Annotated in this window: 20 protein-coding genes; 7 read left to right on the forward strand and 13 right to left on the reverse strand. The window is 71.9% G+C overall.

Annotated features, from left to right (window positions below):
- Positions 1-4: 4 nt before the first annotated feature.
- Genes ACQPWW_RS19030 through ACQPWW_RS19040 form a run of 3 tightly spaced genes read right to left on the reverse strand, consistent with a single transcriptional unit; the run spans position 5 to position 3,045 of the window.
- On the reverse strand, positions 5-970 hold the full coding sequence (locus ACQPWW_RS19030; RefSeq protein WP_433124344.1) for a hypothetical protein: 966 nt from the start codon (positions 968-970) through the stop codon (positions 5-7).
- Between the two features lie 37 nt (positions 971-1,007).
- Entirely contained in the window at positions 1,008-1,631 is a 624-nt protein-coding gene (locus ACQPWW_RS19035) for a hypothetical protein (RefSeq protein WP_433124346.1), read from the reverse strand.
- Positions 1,632-1,674: 43 nt separating this feature from the next.
- Positions 1,675-3,045, reverse strand: a complete 1,371-nt coding sequence (locus ACQPWW_RS19040) for a serine hydrolase domain-containing protein (RefSeq protein WP_433124347.1) — start codon at positions 3,043-3,045, stop codon at positions 1,675-1,677.
- Between the two features lie 202 nt (positions 3,046-3,247).
- Here ACQPWW_RS19040 and ACQPWW_RS19045 point away from each other — a divergent pair, with 202 nt between their 5' ends.
- Entirely contained in the window at positions 3,248-6,712 is a 3,465-nt protein-coding gene (locus ACQPWW_RS19045) for a ThuA domain-containing protein (protein WP_433124349.1), read from the forward strand.
- Positions 6,713-6,890: 178 nt separating this feature from the next.
- Here ACQPWW_RS19045 and ACQPWW_RS19050 read toward each other — a convergent pair whose 3' ends face one another.
- The gene (locus ACQPWW_RS19050; protein ID WP_433124350.1) at positions 6,891-9,965 is read right to left on the reverse strand and encodes a S8 family serine peptidase; all 3,075 of its coding nucleotides are present in this window, start codon (positions 9,963-9,965) and stop codon (positions 6,891-6,893) included.
- 271 nt (positions 9,966-10,236) lie between these two features.
- On the opposite strand from ACQPWW_RS19050, the gene ACQPWW_RS19055 reads away from it, so the two are divergent.
- A complete protein-coding gene (locus ACQPWW_RS19055; protein WP_433124351.1) occupies positions 10,237-10,581 on the forward strand; it encodes a cupin domain-containing protein in 345 nt (114 codons plus the stop codon).
- Between the two features lie 76 nt (positions 10,582-10,657).
- Here the strand turns inward: ACQPWW_RS19055 and ACQPWW_RS19060 are convergent, their stop codons facing one another.
- From ACQPWW_RS19060 to ACQPWW_RS19095, 8 genes are all read right to left on the reverse strand, one after another.
- On the reverse strand, positions 10,658-11,833 hold the full coding sequence (locus ACQPWW_RS19060; RefSeq protein WP_433124353.1) for a hypothetical protein: 1,176 nt from the start codon (positions 11,831-11,833) through the stop codon (positions 10,658-10,660).
- Positions 11,826-12,644 (reverse strand): sugar phosphate isomerase/epimerase family protein, encoded by an 819-nt coding sequence (locus ACQPWW_RS19065; protein WP_433124354.1) that lies wholly within the window; start codon positions 12,642-12,644, stop codon positions 11,826-11,828. Before ACQPWW_RS19065 ends, ACQPWW_RS19060 begins: the two co-directional genes overlap by 8 nt.
- Complete coding sequence (locus ACQPWW_RS19070) at positions 12,641-13,792, reverse strand: dihydrodipicolinate synthase family protein (RefSeq protein ID WP_433124355.1); 1,152 nt, start codon at positions 13,790-13,792, stop codon at positions 12,641-12,643. The genes ACQPWW_RS19065 and ACQPWW_RS19070 overlap by 4 nt, the downstream gene beginning before the upstream one ends.
- A complete protein-coding gene (locus ACQPWW_RS19075) occupies positions 13,789-14,940 on the reverse strand; it encodes a Gfo/Idh/MocA family protein (RefSeq protein ID WP_433124357.1) in 1,152 nt (383 codons plus the stop codon). The genes ACQPWW_RS19070 and ACQPWW_RS19075 overlap by 4 nt, the downstream gene beginning before the upstream one ends.
- Positions 14,941-14,978: 38 nt before the next feature.
- Complete coding sequence (locus ACQPWW_RS19080) at positions 14,979-15,734, reverse strand: ABC transporter ATP-binding protein (RefSeq protein WP_433134427.1); 756 nt, start codon at positions 15,732-15,734, stop codon at positions 14,979-14,981.
- A 43-nt stretch (positions 15,735-15,777) separates the two neighbouring features.
- A complete protein-coding gene (locus ACQPWW_RS19085) occupies positions 15,778-16,782 on the reverse strand; it encodes an ABC transporter substrate-binding protein (RefSeq protein WP_433124358.1) in 1,005 nt (334 codons plus the stop codon).
- A gap of 23 nt (positions 16,783-16,805) precedes the next feature.
- On the reverse strand, positions 16,806-17,840 hold the full coding sequence (locus ACQPWW_RS19090) for an ABC transporter permease (RefSeq protein ID WP_433124359.1): 1,035 nt from the start codon (positions 17,838-17,840) through the stop codon (positions 16,806-16,808).
- 270 nt (positions 17,841-18,110) lie between these two features.
- A complete protein-coding gene (locus tag ACQPWW_RS19095; RefSeq protein WP_433124360.1) occupies positions 18,111-18,830 on the reverse strand; it encodes a cupin domain-containing protein in 720 nt (239 codons plus the stop codon).
- 94 nt (positions 18,831-18,924) lie between these two features.
- Between ACQPWW_RS19095 and ACQPWW_RS19100 the strand changes: the two genes are divergently transcribed.
- The 3 genes from ACQPWW_RS19100 to ACQPWW_RS19110 are packed head-to-tail and all read left to right on the forward strand — an operon-like array spanning position 18,925 to position 21,544.
- A complete protein-coding gene (locus tag ACQPWW_RS19100) occupies positions 18,925-19,998 on the forward strand; it encodes a LacI family DNA-binding transcriptional regulator (RefSeq protein WP_433124361.1) in 1,074 nt (357 codons plus the stop codon).
- Positions 19,995-21,011, forward strand: a complete 1,017-nt coding sequence (locus tag ACQPWW_RS19105) for a phosphotransferase family protein (RefSeq protein WP_433124362.1) — start codon at positions 19,995-19,997, stop codon at positions 21,009-21,011. The genes ACQPWW_RS19100 and ACQPWW_RS19105 overlap by 4 nt, the downstream gene beginning before the upstream one ends.
- A gap of 47 nt (positions 21,012-21,058) precedes the next feature.
- Positions 21,059-21,544, forward strand: a complete 486-nt coding sequence (locus ACQPWW_RS19110; protein WP_433124363.1) for an N-acetyltransferase family protein — start codon at positions 21,059-21,061, stop codon at positions 21,542-21,544.
- A 401-nt stretch (positions 21,545-21,945) separates the two neighbouring features.
- On the opposite strand, the gene ACQPWW_RS19115 is transcribed toward ACQPWW_RS19110, so the two are convergent.
- On the reverse strand, positions 21,946-23,229 hold the full coding sequence (locus tag ACQPWW_RS19115; RefSeq protein ID WP_433124365.1) for an MFS transporter: 1,284 nt from the start codon (positions 23,227-23,229) through the stop codon (positions 21,946-21,948).
- A gap of 128 nt (positions 23,230-23,357) precedes the next feature.
- Between ACQPWW_RS19115 and ACQPWW_RS19120 the strand changes: the two genes are divergently transcribed.
- Positions 23,358-24,539, forward strand: coding sequence for an NAD(P)/FAD-dependent oxidoreductase (locus tag ACQPWW_RS19120; protein ID WP_433124367.1), 1,182 nt, complete (start codon positions 23,358-23,360; stop codon positions 24,537-24,539).
- Positions 24,536-25,453, forward strand: a complete 918-nt coding sequence (locus ACQPWW_RS19125) for an RNA polymerase sigma-70 factor (protein ID WP_433124369.1) — start codon at positions 24,536-24,538, stop codon at positions 25,451-25,453. Before ACQPWW_RS19120 ends, ACQPWW_RS19125 begins: the two co-directional genes overlap by 4 nt.
- Positions 25,454-25,469 lie beyond the last annotated feature (16 nt).

Raw genomic sequence — 25,469 nt, forward strand, 5'->3', positions numbered from 1 at the left:
CCCGTCAGGCCGGCGCTGTCCGGCCGCCGATGCCAACTGTCACCCGTTCCGACCCACCGTCGTGGTCAAACGCCAGCGTCAACGTGCGCGCCTCGTCCGGAGCGCCGGGTTCGAAGACCACGCTTTCCATGAACAGCCCCCCACGCCGTTCTACGCTGCCGCTGTGGGACCGATACTGCGTTCCCGCGTCGTCCCACCCGCGCCACCGCTTCAATCGACTTTGCCTGCTGTCTGGCAAACCCGGATGGTGGGCGTCGGTGCCGGCATACGCCAGCCTTGCCACGACCATTGTCGACCAGCATTCCAGGCTGATCAGAGTGGCGGGCACCGCATCAAGCATTGCCCGGCGACCGGCAAGCGGGATCACCTCCCGCAACTGAGCAGGGTCAACAGCCGGCTCCCGCCACTGCGCGCGTTCACGACCCTGCTGTAACACCAACTGTTGCCGGGCCTCGACGGACAGAGGCGCCCAATGAACGGGCGACACGCGACCCTCGGCCGACATGCGCGTCTCGACGCGGGTCAACCGGCCACGTCGCTCCAGTTCCTCGTCCAGGCCGGCGAGGATGCGTTCCATCTCCTCCTGAGCCAGGGCACCGGCCGCCACCAACCCGATCGCCACTCCGCGGACCTCCGAACGGTCCAACGTCAGGCCACCCCCTTCCGGCGGCTGACCATGATCGGCCGGCAGTCGATCGGCAACGTACTTCTCCAGGTACGCTCGTCCCTCCATCGAGCCATCATCCACCGCACCCCAGCCGACCGTGCACGAAGCACCTGGCTCAGCCCGGCAGGGACGGGAAGCCGTCACGGCGGCGACGGCCGGCTCCCACGGCCCGCAGGGCTGGCGCCCGGTCGACCAACGTATCCGCCGGGGCAGCAGGAGCGGGGTGGCGAGCCGGGGTACGCCGGAGACGGTGATCGCGGCGAGCGGGCCGGTGCGGGTGGCGAGGACGCCCCAGATCACCATCAGGACAGCCTGGAGGAGTCTGCTGCTGGCGCTCCGGTCAGTCGGGCGGCGGGGTGGTGGCTGACCTCTGGCCGCCGTGCGAGGTGACCAGAGCATCGGCCACGATCGCGGCGTCCGCCTCGGCGATGTCGGCGGGATACTCCGGCAGGAGATCGTCCCAGACGACCAGCCACGATCCGAAGAGCTGCGCCTGGCCCGCGGGCCGCGCGAAGAACCAGACGTGCAGGTGGGCGGCGCCGTCACCGATGCGGTAGACGTGGGCTCGCGAGATGTGCGGCAGGGCCTGCACGTGGCGGACGATCCGCGTGGTCAACAGGCCCAGCTCCGCGGCGAGATCGTCGGGGAGGTCGGCCATGTCGTAGTGGTCGCGCGGGTACAGCATCAGCGCCAGCGGCACGCCCACACCCGTGACCCGGGCCAGCCGCCAGTGATCGTTGAACCAAATCCCCTCGTCACGCTCCTGGCAGGGGCTGCACTGCGCCGGGTCCTCGCCGTGTCGGTCGGGCTCGGGCAGCACCGGGGGGCGCAGCGGCGCGACGCGCAACCCGTCCTGTTCGAACGGGCTGATGTCCCAGCCCGTCATGCGTGCCAGCGGCAGCCGCCGCTCGTCGTCCGCGACGGCGATCGCGTGGTCGTGGAACTGGTCCGGACGTAGAGGCATGGCGCGCAGCCTACCGGCAAGATCCAGTTGCTGTTCGCCGCTGTCAGTGGGGCGCAGCGGTGGATCGTGTCGCGGTTTGCGTGACTCCTTCCTGCCGCAGTTCCAGGACGTGCGGCTGGTCGTCGGCCGGCACGAACCGCATCTCCAGATCGAGTCCGGGGTGGAGGTAGTTACCGTCCGGGCCGGCCACCAGCGCCACCGGTTGCTGGGCAGCGGCGGAGAAGATCAGCTGACCGTCGGTGACCGCGATGTCGATCGGATAGTCGTCGCGCAGGACGTAGTGACCCGACACGTCGCCGACGGGTGCGGTGGTGAGCCTGGTGGCGTACCGACGGTCCGCGGCGACGCGGATGCTGCTCAGCAGCTCCCAGCCGTCGTCGGAGTTCGTCATCGCCGCGACCGCGGTGCCGGTGTCCGGCCACACGAAGGAGAAGCAGGTGTACCCGACGTTCATCCCGGTGTGCCCGAAACGCCGATGCCCGGCGCGCTCGTCGATCTCGGTGCCGAGCCCGTAGGAGGCGCCCGGAAGCTGCGGTGTCCACATCTGGGTGGCCAGGTCGCGGCCGAGCAGCTTCGAACTCCCCGAGACCGCTCGGGCGATTTCGAGGTCGAGCCGGAGCAGGTCGGTCGGGGTGCTCCACAGCCCGGCCGCGGCCGTCTCCGGTTGCGCCCGCCACCCGCCGGGGACCCCGGTGCCACCGAGGTGATGGCCGCGCGCCACCACCTGCTGTCGCTGGTGCGGAAACCGCTGGTCGAAGCTGCTGTCGGCCATGGCCACCGGGTCCAGCACCAGAGTCCGCATGAGGTCCTCGAACGGCATCCCGGTCGCGTCCACAATCAACTGCTCGAGGACGGAGTAGTGGCTGCCCGAGTAACGGAAACGGCTGCCCGGCAACACTGTCGACCGTACCGGCGCGGTGGTCGTCGGGCCGCTGCCCTCCAAAACCTGCACCAGCGACGGGGCGCGATCCGCGCCGTAGCCGCGGTACCAGGTGTCGGACAGGCCCGCCGTGTGCGCCAGCAACTGTCGTACGGTGACCACTGGTTGCCGGCCCGCGCGGTCGCGCAGTTGCCACGACGTGAGGTATTCGCGGACGTCGGTGTCCAGGTCGAGGACGCCGTCCTGGACCAGCCGCAGCGCGCCGAACGCGGCGACATGCTTGCTGATCGAACAGGCCGCGAACGTCGTACGCTCGGTCACCGCCGTCGACGTCTCGCCACCCGTGACGCCGTACCCGGCCGCCCACACCCACCCGCTCAGGTGACCGACGGCGATGCTGACCCCCGGCACCTGGTAGACGCTCATCAGGTCGGACAACGTCGCCGTGTCCGGCGAGAGCTGACCGGAGGACACCTGCCGGTCGAGGTGGCCCAGCACCTGGACCCAGCCCTGCGAAGAATCCCCGTCTGCCACGGCGCCGATTCTCGACCAGACGCACCGGTGGATCAAGAGACTCGGCAGGCGACAGGCGGGCGTGGTTCGCCGACGCGTGTCGCGACCGGAACAGGAAACCGCTTACCTAGCGCTATTGACGGTCATCACTGGCTGTCAGTACCGTGATGCGGGCAGCGAGAAAGCGCTTTCCGACCCTCACCGTCCGACAGGGAGCGCCCCCATGCCCCGACACCTCCGCGCGTTCTGCCTCATCCTGCTCGCCATCGCCACCGTGGTGAGCACCACCACCGCCCTGCCCGCCGAGGCCGCCCCCCGCTTCCGGGTGCTGGTCTTCTCCAAGATCACCAACTTCTACCACGACTCGATCCCGGCCGGCATCGCCGCGATCCAGCAGCTCGGCACGGCGCACAACTTCGAGGTCGTCGCCACCACCGACGCGGCCGCGTTCACCGACGCCAACCTGGCCACCTTCGACGCCCTGGTCTTCAACAACACCAACTCGCTCCCGACCTCGGGCGACCTGCTCAACGCCAGCCAGCGGGCCGCGTTGCAGACCTTCATCCGCAACGGCGGCGGCTGGGCCGGCCTGCACGCCGCCTCGGCCAGCGAACGCGACTGGCCGTGGTACGAAGGGCTGGTCGGCACGATCTTCGACTACCACCCCGACTTCTCGGCCACCGGCGGCACCTTCCCCGGCCGGGTCAAGGTGCTCGACCGGGCGCACCCCTCCACGCGTAACCTGCCGGAGCTCTGGGAGCAGAGCGAGGAGTGGTACAACTGGCGGACCAACCCGACCGGCAACGTGCACACCCTCGCGCAGATCAAGGTGCGCGACGGGATCAGCGGCCTGGACGAGGGCGTCGACCACGCGTACTCCTGGTGTCAGCGCTACGACGGCGGCCGGTCCTGGTTCACCGCCGGTGGGCACGCCAGCTCCCAGTTCAGCACGCCGACGTTCCTGGAGCACCTGCGCTACGGCATCGAGTGGGCGGCCGGCGCGGTCGCCGGTGACTGCTCGGCCACCAAGACCGGCAACTTCGAGCGGGTGGGGCTGGTCACCGAGAACCTCGCCGACCCGTTCGAGCTGGCCGTCGCCCCGGACCGCAAGGTCTACTACATCCAGCGCACCGGCGCGTTGAAGGTGGTCGACTCCGACACCCTCCAGGTCACCACGCTGCTGGACTTCGCGTACACCTCGGCGATGACCGACCAGTCCGACGGGCTGCTCGGGATGACCCTGGACCGCAACTTCGCCAGCAACGGCTGGGTCTACCTGCTCTGGTCGGACAAGACCCTGAAACAGCTCAACCTGTCCCGGTTCACCGTCGCCAGCAACAGCGTCGCGCTCTCCTCGGAGAAACGCCTGCTCACCATCCCCACCTACCGGGGTGAGGGCCGGGCCAACTCGCACATGGGCGGCTCGCTGGCCATGGACGCGGCCGGGCGGCTCTACGCGGGGATCGGCGACAACACCGACCCGTTCGGCTCCAGCGGCTACACCCCCATCGACGAGCGTTCCGGTCGGGCCGCCTGGGACGCGCAGGGCACCGCCGGCAACACCAACGACCTGCGCGGCAAGATCCTGCGAATCACCCCGCAGGCCGACGGTACGTACACCGTCCCGAGCGGCAACCTCTTCGCGCCCGGCACCGCGAAGACCCGGCCGGAGATCTACGCGATGGGCATGCGCAACCCGTTCCGGATCACCATCGAGCCGCAGACAAACGCCGTACTGGTCGGCGACTACGGCCCGGACGCTCGCGCCGCCGACCCGAACCGGGGTCCGGAGGGGACTGTCGAGTTCAACCGGATCACCGGCGCCGGCAACTACGGCTGGCCGTACTGCGTCGGCAACAACATCCCGTTCACCGACTACAACTTCGCCACAAGCACCTCCGGGGCGAAGTTCAACTGCGCCGCACCGGTGAACAACTCCCCCAACAACACGGGCCTGACCACTCTGCCGGCGTCGAGGTCGGCACTGGTCTGGTACGCGTACTCGGCCTCGACCCAGTTCCCCGAGCTGGGCACCGGCGGTGGTGGGCCGATGAGCGGGCCGGTCTACGACTACGACCCGGCCAACACCCGCACCACGAAGTTCCCGGAGTACTTCGACGGCAAGTGGATCACGTACGAGTTCACCCGGAGGTGGTTCAAGACGCTCTCGATCCACCAGACGGCGCAGACCTTCAGCAACTCCCGCTTCGGCCCGACCGCCGTCGGTGATCTCCAGTCGATCAACGGGATCTTCGACAACATGAGCTGGATCCAGCCGTTCGAGGCGGAGTTCGGCCCCGACGGGTCGCTCTACGTCATCGACTTCGGCGAGGGCACCGGCAGCGGTCGCGGCGGCAGCAACGCCGGCGCCGGCATCTACCGGATCGACTACGTCGCCAACGGGCGGCCCCCGACCGCGAAGATCGCCGCCACCCCGGACAGCGGACGCACACCGCTCGCTGTGACGTTCTCGTCGGCCGGATCGACAGCCGGTGACGGGTCGACGCTCAGCTACGCCTGGGACTTCACAAACGACGGCAGCACCGATTCGACCGCCGCCAACCCGAGCTTCACCTACTCGACGGCCGGGAAGCACACCGCCCGGCTGACCGTGCGCAACGGCGGCAACGGGTTGACCGCCACAGCGGTCACCGACGTGGTGGTCGGCAACACCCGGCCCACGGTGACCATCACGGTGCCCGACGGTGGGTTCTTCGACTTCGGCGACAAGATCCCGTACACGGTGACGGTCACCGACCCGGAGGAGACCAGCATCGACTGCGCCAAGGTGACGGTGCAGACGCAGCTCGGCCACGACTCGCACGCCCACCCGCTGGACGTCTACACCGGCTGCTCGGGGTTGCTCGCCACCGAGGCCGACGCGGGTGACGGACACGGGCCGGGGCAGAACCTCTACACCCTGGTCACCGCGCAGTACACCGACGGCGGCGCGGCGGGCGGCGTACCGGCACTGACCGGCTCGACCCGGGTGCAGTTGCAGCCGAAGAGCAAGGAGGCCGAGCACTTCAGCGCCCAGTCCGGCCTCGTCGTGAACGACCGGGCCACCGCCCGCGCCGGCAAGCGGCTCGGCGAGGTCGACCACAACGACTGGGCGGCGTACGGGCCGGTGGACCTGCGCAACATCGGCTCGGTGACGCTCGGGGTGACAAACGGCGGGCTCGGCGGCACCGTCGAGCTGCGCACCGGCTCACCCACCGGCACTCTGATCGGCTCGGCCACCATCGCCTCGACCGGCGGGTGGGACAACCTGGTCTCCCCCACCGTCACGCTCACCAACAAGCCGGCCGGCACCACCACGCTGTACGCGAAGTTCGTCAACGCCGCCCAGGTCGGCGGCACCCCGGACCTGCTCTCGCTGGACTGGCTGCGGTTCAACGGGGCCGGGGTCAAACAGGAACCGGGCGGGACGTTGTCCCTCGCCGCCAACCCGGCCAGCGGCACCGGAACGCTCACCACCACGCTCACCGCCACCGCGGCAGCGCCGGCCGGGCAGAGCATCACCGACTACGCGTGGGACTTCGGTGACAACAGCGCCAGCACGCACGGGGCGACAGTGCGGTCGACGACGCACACCTACAACCGCAGGGGGACCTTCACCGCCCGGGTGACGACCACCTACAGCAGCGGCGAGACCCGCTCGATCAACCTGACAATCACTGTCACCTGACCGTCGAGCGGTGGCGGACGCGGCGTACCCCCGCCCGCCACCGCGCGGCCCGGACGGGAGCCGGCAGAACAGATCTTGGACAGTTTCCGTTCGGCCCGAACGGAAACTGTCCAAGATTGCCAGGAAGGATGTCTGGGTGGGGCGGCGCCGGTCGGCACCGCCCCACCGTCGATGGTGCTTACTCCCAGGCGCTCTGCTGCGTGTAGACAAGGTTTCCAGGGATGGCCGTGCCGTTGGTGCTCAACTCGGTGTACGACCAGAAGTCGCCCTCGGGCAGCGGCTTGTTCGGCTTCAGCGTGAATCCCTGCGTCGCACCGCGCTCCGCGGTGGCGGGGAGCGTCAACGCGGCACCCGCATACTTCGCGTTCTGCCCGATGATCGCGTGACCGAACTGGAAGTCGACGACCGGACTGCCCGGGTACTGCGCGAACACGTACGCGGTGTAGCGCCCCGGCTCGGGCAGGAACTTGTACGCCTGCTCCGCGCTGGTCCAGAACCTGTCACTGCTGTAGATCAGGGTGTCGCCCTTGTACAGGTACAGGTCCAGGTTCGTGTTCGGGTCGTCGGTGTTGGCGTCGACGATGATGCCGGCGGTGTTCGCCGGCACCGTGAAGTCGAACTTCTTCACCCCGGTGGCTTCCGGGTCGAACACGCCGCCGTAGACGCCGGCCGGCATCGAGTACGACGCGCGCTGCATCGGCGTGTACCCGGTGCTGCGACCGGCGAGCGGTCCGGTGAAGCCGGGCTGGATCGAGCCGGACACCCCGCTGGTCATCCGGCCGAACTCCTCCCCGTCGTCACCGTACGGCCGGGGCATGATCCCCCACGGCCGGGCGGCGACCGGGATCCGGGCGCTGTGGGCCTTGCCGCGCCAGGCGATCGACCCGGTCACGTACCGGTCCCAGGGCGCGCTGCCCCGACGCAGCGTGATGGTCACGGTCGCGGACGTGCCGGGCGCCAGCGTCACCGACGCCGGCGTCACTGTGACCTTCATGCCGGGCAGGCCGGACACCGACGAGCGGTAGGTCTCCTTCACCTTGCCCACGTTGGTCAGGGTGCGGGTGAGCGTCACCGGGCGGGTCCCGTCGTACTCGCGCAATGAGATGGCCGGCAGGTTGAGCTCCTTGCCGTCCGGCACGGCCGTCTCGCTGAACGCGACCAGGTCCGCCGCGGCCGGCTGGATGACCAGGCCGGGGTCGGTGGCCCCGGCCAGGTTGATGAAACCGCTGCCCTGGTCGAGCGGACTGGTGGTGCCGACCGTGTCGGTCGCGGTGGTCCGCAGCGCCGAGGCGACCGCGCCCGGTGACCATTCCGGGTGCGCGGCACGCAGCACCGCGGCGGCGCCGGCCACGTACGGCGAGGCCATCGAGGTGCCCGAGTACGCGTCGTAGTTCCGCCCGAAGTTGCCTGCTGGTGAGACCGCGGCGATGATGTCCGAACCCGGCGCGACCAGGTCCGGCTTCAGGACGCCGAGGGTCACCTTGTCCGGGCCGGTGGAGGAGAAGTCCGCGACGCTTGGCACGCCGGGGACGCTGGAGCCGTCACCGCCGCTGCGCAGGGACACCCGCGCGTCGGTCGGGTGGCGCATCAGGTAGTTGAACAGCGTGCCGGCCTGCTTCTCGGTCGGCAGGTAGACGACCGGGAAATTGAAGATCGAGTTGATCCGGTAGTTGCCGGCCGGCTCGAACACCACCATCGCCGCGCCGCCCTTGGCCTTGATCTCGGCGGCCGAGCCGAACATGTCGGACAGCGCGCAGGCGACCACCTTGCCCTTGATCTTGGCCGCGTCGAGGCTGCCCGGTTCGCAGTAGACCGCACCCAGGTCCGGTGACCCGGCCTGCTCACCGAAGACCATCGGCAGCGAGTCTCCGCCGGGCAGTGCGTCCAGGGAGCCGCCCACGAGCTTCGTGCCGTCGCCCAGCTTGACGGTCGCCTCGTCGAGGTTGGTCACCGCCGCGCCGACAGTGGTCACCCACGGCGCCGCGTTGCTGATCGCCCCGCTCACGATGCCGGTGTTGCCGGCCGACGCCGCGACGAAGACTCCGGCCAGCGTGGCGTTGAGGAAGGCGATGCCGATGGGGGTGTTGGCCTCCCAGTCGCCGAGGTCGCTGCCGATCGAGAAGTTCAGGACCTGCACGCCGTCGGCGACGGCGGCGTCGATGCCGGCGATGATGTCGGCGTCGAAGCCCATGCCGCCCCAGAGCACCTTGTAGACGGCGATCTGGGCGTCCGGCGCCACCCCGGAGACGGGGCCGAAGCCCCGACCGTCGATGGTGACGTTCGGAATCGGCAGACCGGCCGCCGTGGACGCGGTGTGCGTGCCGTGCCCGGCCATGTCGCGGGGAGACAACACCTCACCCTCGGGCACCGAGCCGCCGCCCGCGAGCCACGTGTCGGCGAAGTACCGGGCACCGACGATCTTGCCGTTGCAGTGCTCGGCCACGAAGGCGACACCGGTCTGGCAGGTGCCGTGCCAGGTCGCGGGGGCCGCCATCTTCTTGGCGAACGACGCGCTCTCCGGCCAGATGCCGGTGTCCAGGACGCCGATCACCATGCCCGCGCCCGTGCCGGGGCCGGGCTTGACCGGCTTGCCGGCGGGACCTCCCGCAGGGGGTTGCTCCGGCGTGGCCGGGGCGGCGGCGGCCGGAGCGCCGGGGGTCGGCGCGGTCGACGGCGCCGAGGGCGGCGGCGTCCTGGTGCCGAGGGCCCGCGAGGCGGTCACCGCGCGAACGCGCTTGTCCGCCCGCAGGGCGGCCGCCTGCTCGGCGGTCAGCTTCGCGGAGAACCCGTTGAAGGCGGTGGTGTACGCGGCGTTGACGGTGACCCCGGCGGCGGCGGCGACTGCCGTGCGCTGCGTGTCGAGGTGTCCCCGGTAGGCCCGCGAGGGTGCCGACGTCACGTCCAGCCGGTGGCCCGCCTCCGGACGGGTGCGCGCCAGCCCGGACACACCGCCGGCGTACGCGGTCAGCGGCTCCTCGGCCAGCTCGACGACGTACATGCCGGCGCCTGTCGCGTCCGTCGCGGCCCGTTGGCCTGCCGCGTTCCGGCCGTCGGGTCGACGATCGGCCCCGTCGGTCAGGGTGACCTTCTTGTCCTGCCCGGTGGTGAAGTAGCCGCCGGTGCCGCTGCCCGACGCCCCGCCGGGGGCGGCCGACGCCGATCCCGCAACCCCGGTGGTGCCGGTGATCAGCGCGACGACCAGCGTCGGTATCGCCAGTCGTCGCCGCCTGTTTCCGCTCGTGCCTGTAGCCACGAGGCTCCTTTCGATGGCTCCCTTGTGGAGCTGTTCCTCGATCACGATCCGCTCATGGGAGCGCTCCCCCACCTAAGCCGCCGACGGTTAATCGATGGTTTGCGCGGTGTTACGGATCGCTGGTGCGTATAAGATCACGTTCCGTCGGCCACGCCTAGATCATGTTTCCCCGGTACCGGTCGGTGGACATCCGGCGCCCTGCTGCGGGCGGCGATCACGCAGCGTCCCGACGGCGGTTCTGCTGCTGCCGTTGCGGCACTAGGCTTCCGCCATGCTGATCATCGAAGGCGCGGGCCGGTGGACCGCGCCCGCCGGGGCCGCCAACGACTGGGTCGAACAGCTGAGAGTGCCGGACCTGTCGGTGGGGACGTACTGCATTCCGGCGGGCGGCCGCGACGGTCAGAGCCCGCACACCGAGGATGAGATCTACGTGGTCACCACGGGGCGGGCGCGGGTCGTGACCCCGGACGGCGCGGCCGAGGTGGGCCCGGGTTCGGTGATCTTCGTGCCGGCTGGTGAGGAACACCGGTTCGACGAGGTGACCGAGGATCTGGCGCTGCTTGTGGTGTTCGGTCCGGCGTACGGCTCGCGCGCTCCGGGTCGGCCAGCCGAGTAGGGCGGCCAAGGTCGCCAGCCCGGTCGAGCCCCTGTCAGTTCCGGCTCGCACGCCACCCGGTAGAGAATTCACCCATTCAGGCGCCAGCTAGAGCCGCGTTTTCCCGCCGGCGCCAGAGCAGCGTGCCCGCCCCGGCCAGCGCCAGCCCGAGCAGCGGCGCGACGCCGATCCCGGCGAGCGTGCAGGCCACCGCGAGCACCGCCGGCGGCATCCAGCACCAGGCGGGCACTGTCCGCGGCGCACGACCGCGCCGCCGCGCCGCGGCCTCGGTCGCCATCGGCACCACCAGCACCGGCAGCGCGGCGGCCAGCACCGTCAGCCAGGGCAGCACGAGGCGGTCGAAACGCGCCACCGCCAGCACTCCGCCGAGCACCGCGACGGCGAGCATCGACACCGGGGCCGGCACCCGCGGCAGCAGGCCGCGCATCGCCAACGCACCGGAGTACGTGGTGGTCAGCGCCGCGGCGAAGACCGCCACCGCGACGAACAGATTCGCGTACGCGGCCAGCCCCGACCCGGCGGCGAGCAGCGCGACCACGTCCGCCGAGCCGGTGCGCAGCCACAGGCCGGCACCGGCGAGCACACCGAGCAGCGCCGGGCCGATCAGCAGCCCCACGCACCAGACCAGGTCCCGCCGCCGGGCCAGGCCGACGCTGAAGTCCGGCGCGCGCAGCGCGAACACCGCCGCGTACCCGATCAGCGCGGCGGCGTCGCCGAGACCACCGGCGGCGAGCCGGACCGGCGCGCCGGGCGGCGGCAGCGCGATCAGGCACCACCCGACCAGCACCACCGCGCTCAGCGTGGTGACCACCGCGACCCGGTTGCCCAGCCGGGCCGGCCCCCAGGAGACGGCGAGGACAGCCACCTCCAACAGCACCGGCCCCGCCCAGCCCGGCAGCTGTGCCAACGCGGCAAGGGACGCACCGCCGAGCCCGACGTTGAACCCGTTCCAGCCGACCATCGACACGGTCAGCACCGCCGCCAGCAGCAGACGCGAGGTGTTCCCCAGGTACGCGGGCAGCACCGCGGTCAGCGTCCCGCCGTCACCGAGCGGCCGGCGCAGACCGATCCGGCCCTGCCCCCAGAGCAGCCCCGCCATCAGCGCCCCACCGAGCAACAGCCCGGCCACCGGCACCGCACCGCCGTGCCGGGCCGCCATCGCCGCGCCCAGCACCAGGGTGGCGGGCGCGGTCCCGATGCCCAGCCACGCGCCGACCGCCTCCGGCCACCGCCGGTCGAGCGGCTCAGACAACGTGGCGCAGGTAGCCGGTCAGCGCCGCGTCCAACACCTCGGCGCCCGGACGCGCCCACACCTCGGCGGAGAAGACCTCCACCTCGATCGGGCCGGCGTACCCGGCCGCGTCCACCGCCTCGCGCAGCCGACGCAACTCGATGCAGCCGTCGCCGGGCAGCGCCCGACCGAGCAGCACCCCCTCCGGCAGCGGCGTCACCCAGTCGCAGACCTGGAACGCGGCGATCCGTGGCCCGGCCCGCTCGATCTGCGCGTACACCGTGTCGTCCCACCAGACGTGGTACGCGTCCACGACCACGCCGACCACCGTCGGGTCGAACCGCTCGGCGATGTCCAGCGCCTGGCCGAGGGTCGCGATCACGCAGCGGTCGGCGGCGAACATCGGGTGCAGCGGCTCGATCGCCAGCCGCACCCCGGCCGCCGCCGCGTGCGGCGCCAACTCTCCGATCGCGTCGGCGACCCGGCGGCGCGCGCCGTCGAGGTCCCGGCTGCCGGGCGGCAACCCACCGGAGACCAGCACCAACTCGGGGGCGCCCAGCGTCGCCGCCTCCTCGATGGCCCGCAGATTGTCCGCCCGCCAGTCGTCGGCGGAGAAGAACCCGCCCCGGCACAACGAGGTGACCGTGAGGCCGGCGTCGCGGACCAGCTTCGCCGACCGGGCCAACCCGTACTCGGCGACCGGCTCGCGCCACAGCCCGATGCCCGGCACCCCGGCGGCGACGCAACCGGCCACCACGTCGGGCAGTGGCCACCGCTGGGCGGTGGCCTGGTTGAACGAGAACCGCGCGAGGCTCACCGCTCCGGTGCTCACTGGGCCACCCCCGCCACCGTGAAGAACGCGCGCGCCCGGGAGGCGGCCAGGTCGGCGTCCGGCAGCAACCCGGCCGCGTCGGCAAGGACCAGCAGGGTCGCCAGGTGCGCCGGGGACCGGCCGGACTGCGCGCCACCGACCATCGTGAAGTGGTCCTGGTGCCCGGCCAGCCAGGCCAGGAACACGATCCCGGTCTTGTAGTGCCAGGTCGGCGCCGCGAACAGGTGCCGGGCCAGTGGCACCGTCGGCGCGAAGATCTCGGCGTACGCGGCCAGGTCCCCCCGGTCCAGGGCCGCCAACGCGGCGGCGGCGGCCGGCGCGATGGCCGCGAACACCCCGAGCAGCGCATCCGAGTGCCCCAGCTCGTCACCCCGGATCAACTGCGGGTAGTGGAAGTCGTCACCGGTGTAGAGGCGCACCCCGGCGGGCAACCTGCGGCGCAGCGCCACCTCCCGCCCGGCGTCCAGCAACGACACCTTGATCCCGTCCACCTTGGACTCGTGCGCCTTGATCAGCTCGGTGACCGTGTCGGCGGCCACGTCCAGGTCGACCGCACCCCAGTAACCGGTCAACGCCGGATCGAACATCGGGCCGAGCCAGTGCAGCACCACCGGCTCGTCGGCGGCGCTCAGCAGCTCGTCGTACACCCGGAGGTAGTCCTGCGGGCCGCGGGCGGCGGCGGCCAGGTGCCGGCTGCACATCAGCACCGGCCGGGCGCCGGCCGCGCGGACGTCGCCGAGCTGCTCGGTGTACGCGGCGGTGACCGCCGCCAGGGTGGCCGCATCGGGCGGTAGCTGGTCCGTGCCGACGCCGGCGACGATCCGCCCGCCGACCGCGCGGGCCTCGGCGGCGCTGCGACGGATCAGCTCCCGGGTGGCCGGATAGTCCAGCCCCATCCCCCGCTGGGCGGTGTCCATCGCCTCGGCGACCCCCAAGCCGTACGACCACAGGTGCCGCCGGAACGCGAGAGTGGTGTCCCAGTCCACCGCCGCCGGGGCGCCCGGCACGTTCTCCGCGGTCGGGTCGGCGACCACGTGCGCGGCGGCGTACGCGATCCGGCTGCTCGCCGGCGCGTCCGGCCGGGCGAAGCCGCTCCCCCCGGCCAGCCGGTGCCGTCGCCCGCCCGGCAGCGCCACCTCGACGCTCACGAGCGCAGCTCCGGCACCTCGACGCGACGGCCCTCGCGGGCCGAGCGCAGCCCCAGCTCGGCGAGTTGGACGCCGCGCGCGCCGGCCAGGAAGTCCCACCGGAACGGCTCACCGGCCACGACGTGCCGCAGGTACGCCTCCCACTGCACCTTGAAGCCGTTGTCGAACTCCTCGTTGTCGGGCACCTCGACCCACTGGGCCCGGAAGTCCTCGGTGGCCGGCAGGTCCGGGTTCCACACCGGCTTCGGCGTGACCGCCCGGTGCTGCACCCGGCAGTTGCGCAACCCGGCCACCGCGCTGCCCTCGGTGCCGTCGACCTGGAACTCCACAAGCTCGTCGCGGTACACCCGCACACCCCAGGACGAGTTGATCTGCGCGATGATCCCTCCGTCGAGTTCGAAGACGGCGTACGCGGCGTCGTCGGCGGTGGCCTGATACCCGTGGCCGGCCTCGTCGACCCGCTCGGGAATGTGGGTGGCGGTCACGCAGGAGACGGCGGCGACCCGACCGAACAGCTCCTCCAGCACGTAGTGCCAGTGCGGGAACATGTCGGAGGTGATGCCGCCGCCGTCCTCGGCCCGGTAGTTCCACGACGGACGTTGGGCGGGCTGCCAGTCGCCCTCGAACACCCAGTAGCCGAACTCGCCGCGCACCGAGAGGATCCGGCCGAAGAAGCCGCCGTCGATCAGGCGCTTGAGCTTGCGCAGACCGGGCAGGAAGAGCTTGTCCTGGACGACGCCGGTGCGGACGCCGGCCGCGTCCGCCGCCCGCGCCAGGTCGAGCGCGGCGGCGGTGTCCTCGGCGAGGGGCTTCTCCGTGTAGATGTGTTTGCCGGCCTCGATGGCCTGCCGGATCGCCTTCTCCCGCTGCTGGGTGACCTGGGCGTCGAAGTAGATCTCGACGTCGTCGCGGGCCAGCGCCGAGGTCAGGTCGGTCGTCCAGTCGGTGAGCCCGTGCCGTTCGGCGAGTTCCCGGAGCTTCGTCTCGTTGCGCCCGACCAGGACCGGTTCCGGCCAGATGGTCGTGCCGTCGGCCACCGTCACACCGCCGGACTCGCGGATGGCCAGCAGCGAGCGCACGAGGTGCTGCCGGTAGCCCATCCGTCCGGTCACGCCGTTGACGATGATGCCGATCGACCTGCGGGTCATGGTGTTCCTTCCGTCGTGCTGGTCGTGCCGATCCGCGCTCAGTGGTTGGCGGCCGCGCTGCCGAGCAACCCACGCAGGTCGGTGGCGAGCCGGTCGAAGCGGGAGTCCGACATCACCTGCGCGTAGTCGCGGTGCGCCGGCAACTCGACCGGGGAGATGCGGATGATCCGGCCGGGCCGGGGGCTCATCACCACGACCCGGGTGCCGAGGAAGACCGCCTCGGCGATGGAGTGGGTGACAAGCACGACAGTGGTGCCGGTCTCCTGCCAGATCCGGTGCAGTTCGGCGTTCATCTGCTCCCGGGTCAGCGCGTCCAGGGCGCCGAACGGTTCGTCCATCAGCAGCACCGGCGGGGAGTGCAGCAACGCGCGACACAGCGCCACCCGCTGCTGCATGCCGCCGGACAGCTCGTGGGGCAGCGCCTTCTCGAAGCCGGTCAGCCCGGTCATCTCGATCAGCTGGTCCGCCCGGCGGGCCGCCTGCGCCCGGTCCATGCCCCGCATCTCGGCCTGCAGCAGGATGTTGGCCCGAGCGCCGCGCCACTCCAACAGCGCGGCCTTCTGGAAGACGAAGCCGATGTCCTTCTGCGGGCCGCGGACCGGGCGTTCCAGCAGCGACACCTCGCCGCTTGTGGGCTTGACCAGGCCGGCGACGATCTTCAGCAGGGTGGACTTGCCGCAGCCGGACGGGCCGACGATCGTGACGAACTCCCCCGGCTCGATGTCCAGCGACACGTCGTCGAGCGCGGTGGTCTGCGACCGCCGGGTGGTGAACCGGACGGTCACCCCGGACATTCCGATGGCGGCGCCGGTGGCGGTGGGTGCGGCGGTCACCGGGTCACCCCTGGGCCGCGTACGAGGAGTCCCAGTACGCCTTCGGCGCGCCCGGGTCCTTCAGCTCCGCGTAGCGGGACATCAGGTCGATGGTCTCGGTCCACTGGGCCTCGGTGTTCACCCCGGCCGGCCCCTCGCTGCCGAGCAGCGGCAGGACCAGGGTGAGCTGCTTGGTGAGCACCTCGGGCGCTGGCTCGTTCTCGGCGAGCGCGGTCATCGCGCCCACCGCGCCGGCCGGATCGCGGGCGGCGTCGGCCCAGGACTTCTGGGTGGCCCGGACGAACTTGCGGGCCAGCTCCGGGTCCTTCTGCAGGGTCTGGGTGTTGGCGATCAGGCCGGTGCCGAGCAGGTTCATCCCGTAGTCGGCGAAGAGCAGCACGTCCACCTTCTTGCCGGTCTTGCTCTCGATGGTGGGCGCCTGGTCGTGGAAGAAGCCCATGATGGCGTCGACCTTGCCTTCGGCCAGGGCGGCGATCTTGCCGGCGGCGTCCACGTTGACCACCTTGACGTCGCTCTGCTTGACGCCGTTCTTCTCCAGCCAGGCCGGGAAGGTCGCGTACAGGGCGTCGCCGGGTGTGCCGCCGACGGTCTTGCCCTTGAGGTCGGCCGGGGTCTTGATCCCCTCCTCGGTGAAGAACTCCACCGAGGAGGGGCCCTTCTCCAGGTACGCGCCGAGGCTGCGCACCGGCATGCCGCTGGCCACCGACTTGAGCAGCACCGGGCTGTCGGCCCAGCCGAAGTCGGTCTGCTTCTGCGCGACCTGCTTGACAGTGTTGCCGGAGCCGTTGCCGGGCAGGATCTTGAGGTCGATGCCCTCGGCGGAGTAGTAGCCCTTCTGCAGGCCGTAGTAGAACGGCGCGTGCTCGCCGTAGGGGACCCAGTTGAGGGTGAGGGTGACCTGCTTGCTGCCGTCGGCGCCGGTCTTGCCGGCGGAGTCGTCCCCGCCGCAGCCGGCGGCGGTGAGGAGCAGGGCGGCGGTGGCCAGGATGGTGGTGGCGGTGCGTTTCATCGGTGCCTCCGTGATGGGGTCGGTCAGGAGGTGGTGAGGGACACGCCGGCGCGGCGGCTGGCGTGCCACGGGATGAGCAGTGCCTCGGCGATCTCGACCAGGACGAACAGGACGATGCCGATGGCGGACATCAGGATCAGGTCGGCGAACAGCAGCGGGGCGTCGAGGTTGCCGTTGGCCAGCAACAGGACGTAGCCGAGCCCTTCGCTGGCGCCGACGAACTCGCCGACCACGGCGCCGACCACCGCGAGGGTGACGGCCACCTTCAGGCCGGCCATCAGGTGCGGCAACGCGTTCGGAAAGCGGATCTTGCGGAAGGTGCGCCACGGCCCGGCACCCATGGTGGCGGCCAGGTCGAGCAGCTCCGGGTCGGTGGAGCGCAGCCCGGCCACACCGGAGATGACCACCGGGAAGAACGCGATGAGCACCGCCAGGATGATCTTCGGGGTGAGACCGAGGCCGAACCAGACCACCAGCAGCGGCGCGATGGCGATCTTCGGGATGACCTGTGCGAAGAGGACGATCGGGTAGAGCGCCTTGTCCAGGGTGCGCGAGTAGGCGATGGCGACAGCGGTGGCCAGCCCCAGCGCGGCGGCCAGCACGAAGCCGAGCACCGTCTCGTAGAGGGTGACCATTGTGTGTCGGGCCAACTCGGACCACTGGCCGGTCATCGTCTCCCAGACCTGGCCGGGCGTGGGCACCAGGTAGTTCGGGACGTACTCCCGGGCGGCCACGAACCACCAGACGGCGAAGAAGACCGCGAGCACCAGCGCCGGGCGCCAGAGCGAGTCGGCGAGGGTCAGCGCCCGGCGGCCGAGCGTCGGGCGGGGTGGGCGGCCCCCGGTGCCGGGTCGCGACGCGGCCACCGTGGACGGTGTCGAGCCGTCGACGACGTCCGTCGCGTCAGCGGGCCCGGGCGAGGACGCCGACCCGGACGAGGACGCAGGCCCAGGACCGGACGCGGACGTGGGCCCAGACGCGGCGGCGGCCGCCTGTGCGCCGCTCGCCTGGTCGGCGGCGGCCTGCCGGCCCGCCGTGTCCAAAGAGTTCTCGGTCACGCGGAACCTCCTCGGGGCCCGGCACGGCACCCGTGGACCGGGCCGGTCGGCGGATCAGGCAAACGCTTTCCTGGACTGTAGGCGGCCCCTCGATGCCGGGCAAGGCCTTTCCTTGATCTATTCACCGATTGCCGGGCCAGCACACCGGCGTCCCTCCAAAATTGACTCGACTTCCTGGAAACCGGGCCTTCCCCACCCCTCGGAGACCGCGCCTTCAAGGAAACCGAGTGGATCAGCGCGCGTCGGTAACGTCAGCGCGCGTCCGCGACGTCAGCTCGCCGCCGGATAGGTGTCGAGCAGGCCGCACATGCCCAGCCGACCCCGCTCGATCGGCTCGTCCACCGCGTACACCCCGGCCTCGCCCAGGTGGCGGGCATCCCCCCGCTCCAGGGCGTCGAGGTGGACGCCGGTGCCGGTGGCGGCCCGACCCGCGCCGGCCGCCCACCGCTGCCGCCACCGCGCCAGCAGCGGCTGACGCAGGGCGACAGCGGCGGCGTGGAAGGCGGCCAGCGCCGTCGGCCCGCCGGACCGCAGCGCCTGGAAGCCGGTCACCGCGAGATCACGTCGGCGGTACGCGGCCCGCACGTCCGCGCCCGGCGCTCCCCCGTCCGGCAGCGCCGCCGCGGCGGCGTACGCGGCCGGGTCGGCAAGCACGTCGGGCGGGAAGGTCAGCACCGCGTCGCCGGCCTCGGGCAGGCCGCTGTTCTGCATGAGCACCACGATGGTCAGCCCGCCGCCGTTGACCAGGCGGTGCACGGTGCCCGGCTCGAACCAGACCACCGCGCCCGGGCGCAGGGGCGTTTCCCGAAAACCGGCGGTGGTCAGGGTCTGCACCGCGCCCTCGCCGTCGGTCACCACGTACCCCTCCGTGCAGCAGAGGTGGACGTGCGGGGTGCCGCCGACCAGGCCGTCCGGGGCGACGGTGTCGTAGACGCGTAGCCGGGACACCCCGATCCCGCCGGGCAGCGGGGCCGCGAAGCGGTCGGACATGGCCGGGCCTCCCTGCGGGAAAGGGCTTTCTCTGCGGTACCGTGACGCTAGCCGGCACGGCGAAACGCCGTCAACAGACCGAGGGGGGCGGGCCATGGCGACCCTGTCCGATGTGGCACGCCGAGCGGGCGTCTCCCCCGCCACCGCCTCCCGGGTGATCAACGGCAGCAGCAAACCGGTGACCGACGAGCTGCGCGAGCGGGTGCTCGCCGCCGTCGCCGAGTTGCAGTACGTGCCGAACGCCCACGCCCAACTGTTGGCCCGCTCGCACCGCAGCGCGGTCGGCGTGATCGTGCACGACGTCTCCGACCCGTACTTCGCCGAGATCACCCGCGGCCTGCAACGCGTCGCCACCGACCGGGGCCGGCTGCTGATGATCTGCAACAGCTACCGGGATCCGGACCGCGAGCTGGAGTACGTGGAGCTGCTGCGCGGCCACCAGGTGGCGGCGCTGATCCTGGCCGGATCCGGTTACCACGACGAGGCCTTCACCAGGCAGCTCAACGAGAAGCTCGCCGCGTACGAGGCCACCGGCGGGCGGGTGGCGGTGATCGGTCGGCACGAGCACTCCGGCGACGCGGTGATGCCGGACAACCGGGCCGGCGGCTACCTCGCCGGACGGGAGCTGTGCGGACTGGGGCACCGGGTGATCGGTGTGGTCGCCGGTCCGCGCATCCTGACCACCACGACCGATCGCCTGGCCGGCCTGCGGCAGGCCCTCACCGAGCAGGGCCGGGACCTGCCGGAACGGCGCATCCGCTACGCCGAGTTCGACCGCGACGGCGGCGCCGAGGCGACCGCCCGACTGCTCGACGCCGACCCGGAGCTGACCGCGATCGTGGCCCTCAACGACTCCATGGCCATCGGGGCGCTGGCCACCCTGCGGGCACGTGGGCTGGCCGTGCCACAGCAGGTCTCCGTGGTGGGGTTCGACGACATGCCGATCGCCCGGGACGTCACCCCGGCGCTGACCACCGTGCGGCTGCCGCTTGTCGACATGGGAGTCCGGGCGATGTCCCTGGTGCTCGGCGCGGAGGTCGCGGCCCCGCGGGTCGAGGTGCTCCCCGCCGAACTGGTCCGCAGGGACACCGCCGGTCCCGTCCCGCTCGCCGCCCGCGTGAGCGCCGGCTCCGCGCCGCGCGCTCGACGGGGCGACTCCGCCTCGTGACCGGCGTCAGTCCGACGCAGCGTCTGCTCACCAGCGACGACGTGGCGTACCTGGTCCGCGCGTCGTTCGGCCCGCACACCCGGGTCCGGGACGCCGGACCGCTGACGGGCGGCGGATACGCGACGGTCTGGTGGGCACGCCTCGACGACGACCGCAAGGTGGTGCTGAAGCTCGCCCCGCCGGCCGGGACACCGCTGCTGCGCTACGAACGGGGACTCTGCGCCGCCGAGGCGCGATACTTCCGCCTCGTCGCGGAACACGCCCCGCAGGTGCCCGTACCGCCGGTGTTGTGGCACGGCGCCGACCCCGCGTACGGCGAGTGGTTGGTCACCGCGTTGCTGCCCGGCCGGTCCCTGTCCGAGCTGGCCGGGGCCGGCGTCGCGGTCGACGACGGCCCGGCGCGGTACGACCTCGGCGTCGCCCTCGCCGGCTTGCACCGGGTCACCGGCGACCGGTTCGGGTACGACGACGACCGGGCCGGCGGGACGACCTGGCGGGCGGCGTTCACGGCGATGCTCGACGCGCTGCTCGCCGACGCGACCGACTGGAACGTGGCACTGCCGGTGACCCCGGATCGCCTGCGCACGCTTGTGGGACGGCACGCCGACGCGTTGGACGAGGTACGCCGACCGGCGCTGCTGCACTTCGACTGCTGGGACGGCAACGTGCTGGCCGCGCCCGACCGGGAGGGTCGGCTCCGGCTGTGCGGCCTGGTCGACGGCGAACGGTTCCTCTACGGCGACCCGCTGCTGGACCTGGTCTCACCGCTGCTCTTCCGGCGCGTCGAGGACGAGCCGGAGCATCCGCTGCTGCGCGGCTACCGCAGCGCCGCCGGCACACCACTGGTGCTGGACGCCTCGGCGCGCCGCCGGCTCGGCCTCTACCGGCTGCACCTGTACCTGCTGATGACGGTGGAGATGCCCAGCCGTGGCATGACCCCGAGCAGCCATCCGCAGCGGCACGCCCGGCTCGCGGCGCTGCTGGACGCGGAACTCGACGCGCTCGCGGGCTGACGCAATTCCCGTTGTCCGGCCGGTTCGCCGCTCGTACCCTGCTCGACGTGCGAATTCGGGATTTCGTGGCGGAGGACTGGTCCCAGGTGTGGTCGATCATCGAGGAGGTGATCCGGGCTCGGGAGACCTTCCCCTACGACCCGGCGATGACCGCCGACGCGGCGTACGGCATGTGGGCGGAGGCGCCGCCGGGCCGGACCGTCGTCGCTGTCGACGGCGAGCGGGTGCTCGGCACCGCGAAGATGGGCACCAACCGACCCGGGCCGGGCGCGCACGTGTCCACCGCCAGTTTCATGGTCGCCGCCGACGCGCGGGGCCGGGGCGTGGGCACCGCGCTGTGCCGCGACGCCCTGACCTGGGCCCGCCAGCGGGGGTACGCCGGCATGCAGTTCAACGCCGTCGTCGAGAGCAACCGGTCGGCGGTCGAGCTGTACCGGCGGGAGGGCTTCGCGGTGGTCGGCACGGTGCCCGGGGCGTTCCGCCATCCCACCCTCGGCCGGGTCGGTCTGCACGTCATGTACCAGGAGTTCTGACCGGGACGATCCAGCGCACACCGGTTCGCGGCGGGTGGGGTGCGGTGTGTCTGTCGAATGCCTGTCGAGCTGCCCCATCAGCGGGGCAGCCCGTTCGTCGCGGTCAGCCGGGGGCTGCGTGCCCGCGGCGACAAGCGGACCACGGCCATGCCGGCGAACCGCCCCCCATGCCTGCGGACCACCCCATGCCCGCGAACCACGACCGTGCCGGCGGGCCACGGCCGTGACTGCGGGCCACCCTTATGCCGGCGGGCCACGGCCGTGACTGCGGGCCACCCTTATGCCGGCGGGCCACGGCCGTGACTGCCCCACAAGTGGGGCAGCTCGACAGGCAATGAGGAGACATCCGGGTTGGAGTCACCGCCCAGGTGCCGCGCCGGCTCACGCCGTTGGCGGACGGTTCACCGGTGGCTGACCACCTGACCCACCACGGCCCCGGCGGGCGGACCAGGCGGCTCCGCGCCAGCGCGGCGAACCGGGGTGAGGAGGCCACCGACGGCGACCAGCAGGCATCCCGCGCCGGCCGCGACCGTGACAGCCTGGACACCGTACCGGCCGGCGGCCCAGGTCAGCGTGGCTGCGCCGATCGGCCCGAGGGCGTAGTGCGTGCTCCAGAACGCCGAGGTGACCCGGCCGAGCAGGTGATCCGGGGTGATCTCCTGACGCAGCGACATCGAACAGATCCCGCCGACGCTCAGGCAGCACAGATACACGGCGGTCAGCGCGGTTACCGCGGGAACACTCGTCGCGAGGCCGACGCCCGCCACCGCGAAGCCGCAGACCGAGTGGGCGCCGATCCAGGTCGCGCCGAAGCCACGGCGGCGGCGTAGCGGGGCCACCAGCAGCGCACCGGCGACGGTGCCCAGCGCGGCCAGGCCGAGCACCGCTCCCACGGTGCCGTCGGAGCCGTCGAGGTCGTGGGTGATGTGGTAGATCAGCACGTCGGTGAAGCCGTAGGTCAGGAAGATGAACACCGACAACAGGACGGTGAGCGCGCGCAGCACGGGCTGCCGCCACAGGAACCGCGCCCCGGCCAGGAACTCGGCAAGTGGCCGCTCCCGGACCGCCGGCGCGGCGGCGTCGGCCCGCGCGGGTCGCAGCCGGATCAGCCACAGACCGGTTGCCGAGAGGACGAAACTCGCCGCGTTGACGGCGATGGCGAGCGTCGGGCCGAAGCGGGCCGACACCACGCCGGCGAGCAGCGGCCCGAGGACGGCCGACGCCGCGTACGTGGCCTGCAACCGGCCGTTGGCCTCGGTGATCCGGTCGGAGTCGACGAGGTTGCGGACCGCGGTCACCGCGGCGACCTGGAACACCATGCCGGCCGCCTCGCAGATCGGCAGCACGACGAAGAGCAGCCAGACCTGTGGGCCGGCGAGCCAGGCCAGTGGCACCAGGCCGTAGAGCACCAACCGGGCCAGGTCCGCGACGATCATCAGGGTGCGGCGGTCGTACCTGTCGACAAGCACCCCGCCGAAGATGCCGGCGACGACGGACGCCGCCCCCGCCACGGCGGTGAGCAGGCCCATCCGCGCCACCGACCCGGTCGCCTGGAGCACCAGTAGCGGCACCGCCAGGTAGGCGAACGAGTCACCGGCCGCGGAGAGCGACTGCGCGACCCAGTAGGTGCCGAAGGTGCGGTCCCGCCACAGCGGAGGCCGGCCCGCAGCGGCGGAACTGCTCATCGCGACGAGCGTAGTGGGCACGACCATCCCGGCGCCGGCCGTGGCGGGCGTCACATCGACCCGATGTCACGAAGCGGCGGGCGCCGCGCATCTCGTGGTCGTCACGTCAGACAGGGAGAGGCGAAACAATGAGCACAACGCACCGCGTTCTGATCCTCGGCGCGGGTTACGCGGGCCTGGCCGCGGCGACCCAGCTCGCGGCCCGGACCGGGAAGGCAGACGTGCAGGTGACACTGGTGAACGCGCAGGAGCGGTTCACCGAGCGCCTCCGGCTGCACCTGACGGCGACCGGGCAACGCGTCGCCGAGCTGGACATCCCGACGCTGCTGGCGAAGACGGGCGCACACTTCGTCCGCGGCTGGGTGACGGCGGTCGACGCCCACGCGAAGACCGTCCGGATCGACGACAACCGGGTGCTGCGCTACGACACCCTGGTGTACGGGTTGGGCAGCGTGACCGACACGGCGGCGGTGCCGGGCGTGGAGGAGCACGCGTACACCCTGGACGGTGTGGGTGACGCGACGACGCTGGCGGACCGGCTGGCGCGGCTCGGCGGCGGCACTGTCGTCGTGGTCGGCAGCGGGTTGACCGGCGTCGAGGCGTCCGCGGAGATCGCCGAACAGCACCCGGAGCTCGACGTCGTGCTGGTGGGCCGGCAGGATCCCGGGGCGACGATGACCGCGAAGGCCCGGTCACACCTGCGGGCCGCGCTCGCCCGACTCGGTGTCCGGGTGATCAGCGGAACGGCGGTCACGAAGGTGCTGCCCGACGGGGTGGAACTTGTCGGCGCGCAGACCCTGGCGGCCGACGTCGTGCTCTGGACGGCCGGTACGCGGGTGTCGCCGCTGGCCGCCGCCGCGGGCCTGACAGTGGACGAACGCGGTCGCGTCGTCACCGACCCGACGTTGCGGTCGGTGTCGCACCCCGACGTGTACGCGATCGGCGACGCGGCGGCGGTCCGGCAGGGCTACGGCGTCCTGCACGGGACCTGCCAGAGCGGCATGCCGACCGGGGTGCACGCGGCGGTGTCGATCGCCCGTACGCTGCGGGGCAAGCAGCCCCGGCAGTTCCGGTTCGGTTACTACCACACGCCGGTGAGTCTGGGCCGAAACGATGCGGTGGTGCAGTTCACCCACCCCGACGACAGCCCCCGCCGTGGGTGCCTGACCGGGCGTCCGGCGGTCTGGTACAAGGAGACCGTGAGCGCCTCGCCCTGGCCGACGTACCGCCGGATGACCACAATGCCCTCGTCCGGCGCCTTCTGGCCGCGCGGCGGTCGCTTCACCCGCCTGCGGGACGACGCGCGGTGACGCACCCACCCGACAGTGACCAGCAGGTCTTCCACCGTCATCGCAACCTGCTGTTCTCGGTGGCCTACCGCATCCTCGGCACCGCCGCCGATGCCGAGGACGCGGTGCAGGACGCCTGGATCAGGTGGTCCTCGGCCGACCGCGCCCAGGTCGCCGACCCGAAGGCGTACCTGGCCCGCATCGTGGCGAACCTCGCGATGCAACGTCTGCGCTCGTCCCGGTGGCAACGCGAGACCTATCCGGGACCGTGGCTGCCCGAGCCCGTCCTGACCGGTGGGGACTCTGCCGACGCCGTCACCGACGCGGAGTCCGTGTCGATGGCGATGCTTGTGGTGCTGGAGACGCTCAGCCCGCTCGAACGTGCGGTGTTCGTCCTGCGGGAGGTGTTCGATTTCAGTCACGCGGAGATCGCCGTGGCGGTGGAACGCTCCGAGGCCGCGGTCCGTCAGACCGCGCACCGCGCTCGCGAGCACGTACGGGCCCAGCGGCCACGCTTCACTGTGGACCGGTCGCAGCAGCGCGGCGTGACCGAGCGGTTCCTCGCCGCCGCGACCGGCGGCGACATCAACACCCTGCTGGAGTTGTTGTCCCCGGACGTCACGTTGTGGACCGACGGTGGCGGCAAGGTCCGCCAGGCCCGGCGTCCCGTCCGGGGCGCGGAGCCGGTCGCCACCTGGTTCGCGGCCCTCGGCACCGTCACCTACCAGGGCGTCGAGCCGCACGACTTGCACGCCGCCCTGGTCGAGATCAACGGCGCTCCCGGCCTGGTGTTCAGCGGTGCGGGCCGGGTGGTCGCCACCATCTGCCTCGACATCGACGCCGACGGCCGCGTCACCGCCATCCACAACGTGGCCAACCCCGACAAGCTCCGCGCCGTCGCCGACGGCACCACTCACCAGCTGCGGACGAGCTGAGCCGCCCCGGGAGGCG

The sequence above is a fragment of the Micromonospora sp. CA-240977 genome, from assembly GCF_050942285.1.
Classification (GTDB): domain Bacteria; phylum Actinomycetota; class Actinomycetes; order Mycobacteriales; family Micromonosporaceae; genus Micromonospora.

Coding starts and splice junctions, on each gene's coding strand:
- ACQPWW_RS19085 (WP_433124358.1), bottom strand. CDS start 16,782: ATGAAACGCACCGCCACCACCATCCTGGCCACCGCCGCCCTGCTCCTC.
- ACQPWW_RS19095 (WP_433124360.1), bottom strand. CDS start 18,830: ATGTCCGACCGCTTCGCGGCCCCGCTGCCCGGCGGGATCGGGGTGTCC.
- ACQPWW_RS19080 (WP_433134427.1), bottom strand. CDS start 15,734: ATGTCCGGGGTGACCGTCCGGTTCACCACCCGGCGGTCGCAGACCACC.
- ACQPWW_RS19055 (WP_433124351.1), top strand. CDS start 10,237: ATGCTGATCATCGAAGGCGCGGGCCGGTGGACCGCGCCCGCCGGGGCC.
- ACQPWW_RS19075 (WP_433124357.1), bottom strand. CDS start 14,940: ATGACCCGCAGGTCGATCGGCATCATCGTCAACGGCGTGACCGGACGG.
- ACQPWW_RS19120 (WP_433124367.1), top strand. CDS start 23,358: ATGAGCACAACGCACCGCGTTCTGATCCTCGGCGCGGGTTACGCGGGC.
- ACQPWW_RS19030 (WP_433124344.1), bottom strand. CDS start 970: ATGGTGATCTGGGGCGTCCTCGCCACCCGCACCGGCCCGCTCGCCGCG.
- ACQPWW_RS19045 (WP_433124349.1), top strand. CDS start 3,248: ATGCCCCGACACCTCCGCGCGTTCTGCCTCATCCTGCTCGCCATCGCC.
- ACQPWW_RS19115 (WP_433124365.1), bottom strand. CDS start 23,229: ATGAGCAGTTCCGCCGCTGCGGGCCGGCCTCCGCTGTGGCGGGACCGC.
- ACQPWW_RS19100 (WP_433124361.1), top strand. CDS start 18,925: ATGGCGACCCTGTCCGATGTGGCACGCCGAGCGGGCGTCTCCCCCGCC.
- ACQPWW_RS19035 (WP_433124346.1), bottom strand. CDS start 1,631: ATGCCTCTACGTCCGGACCAGTTCCACGACCACGCGATCGCCGTCGCG.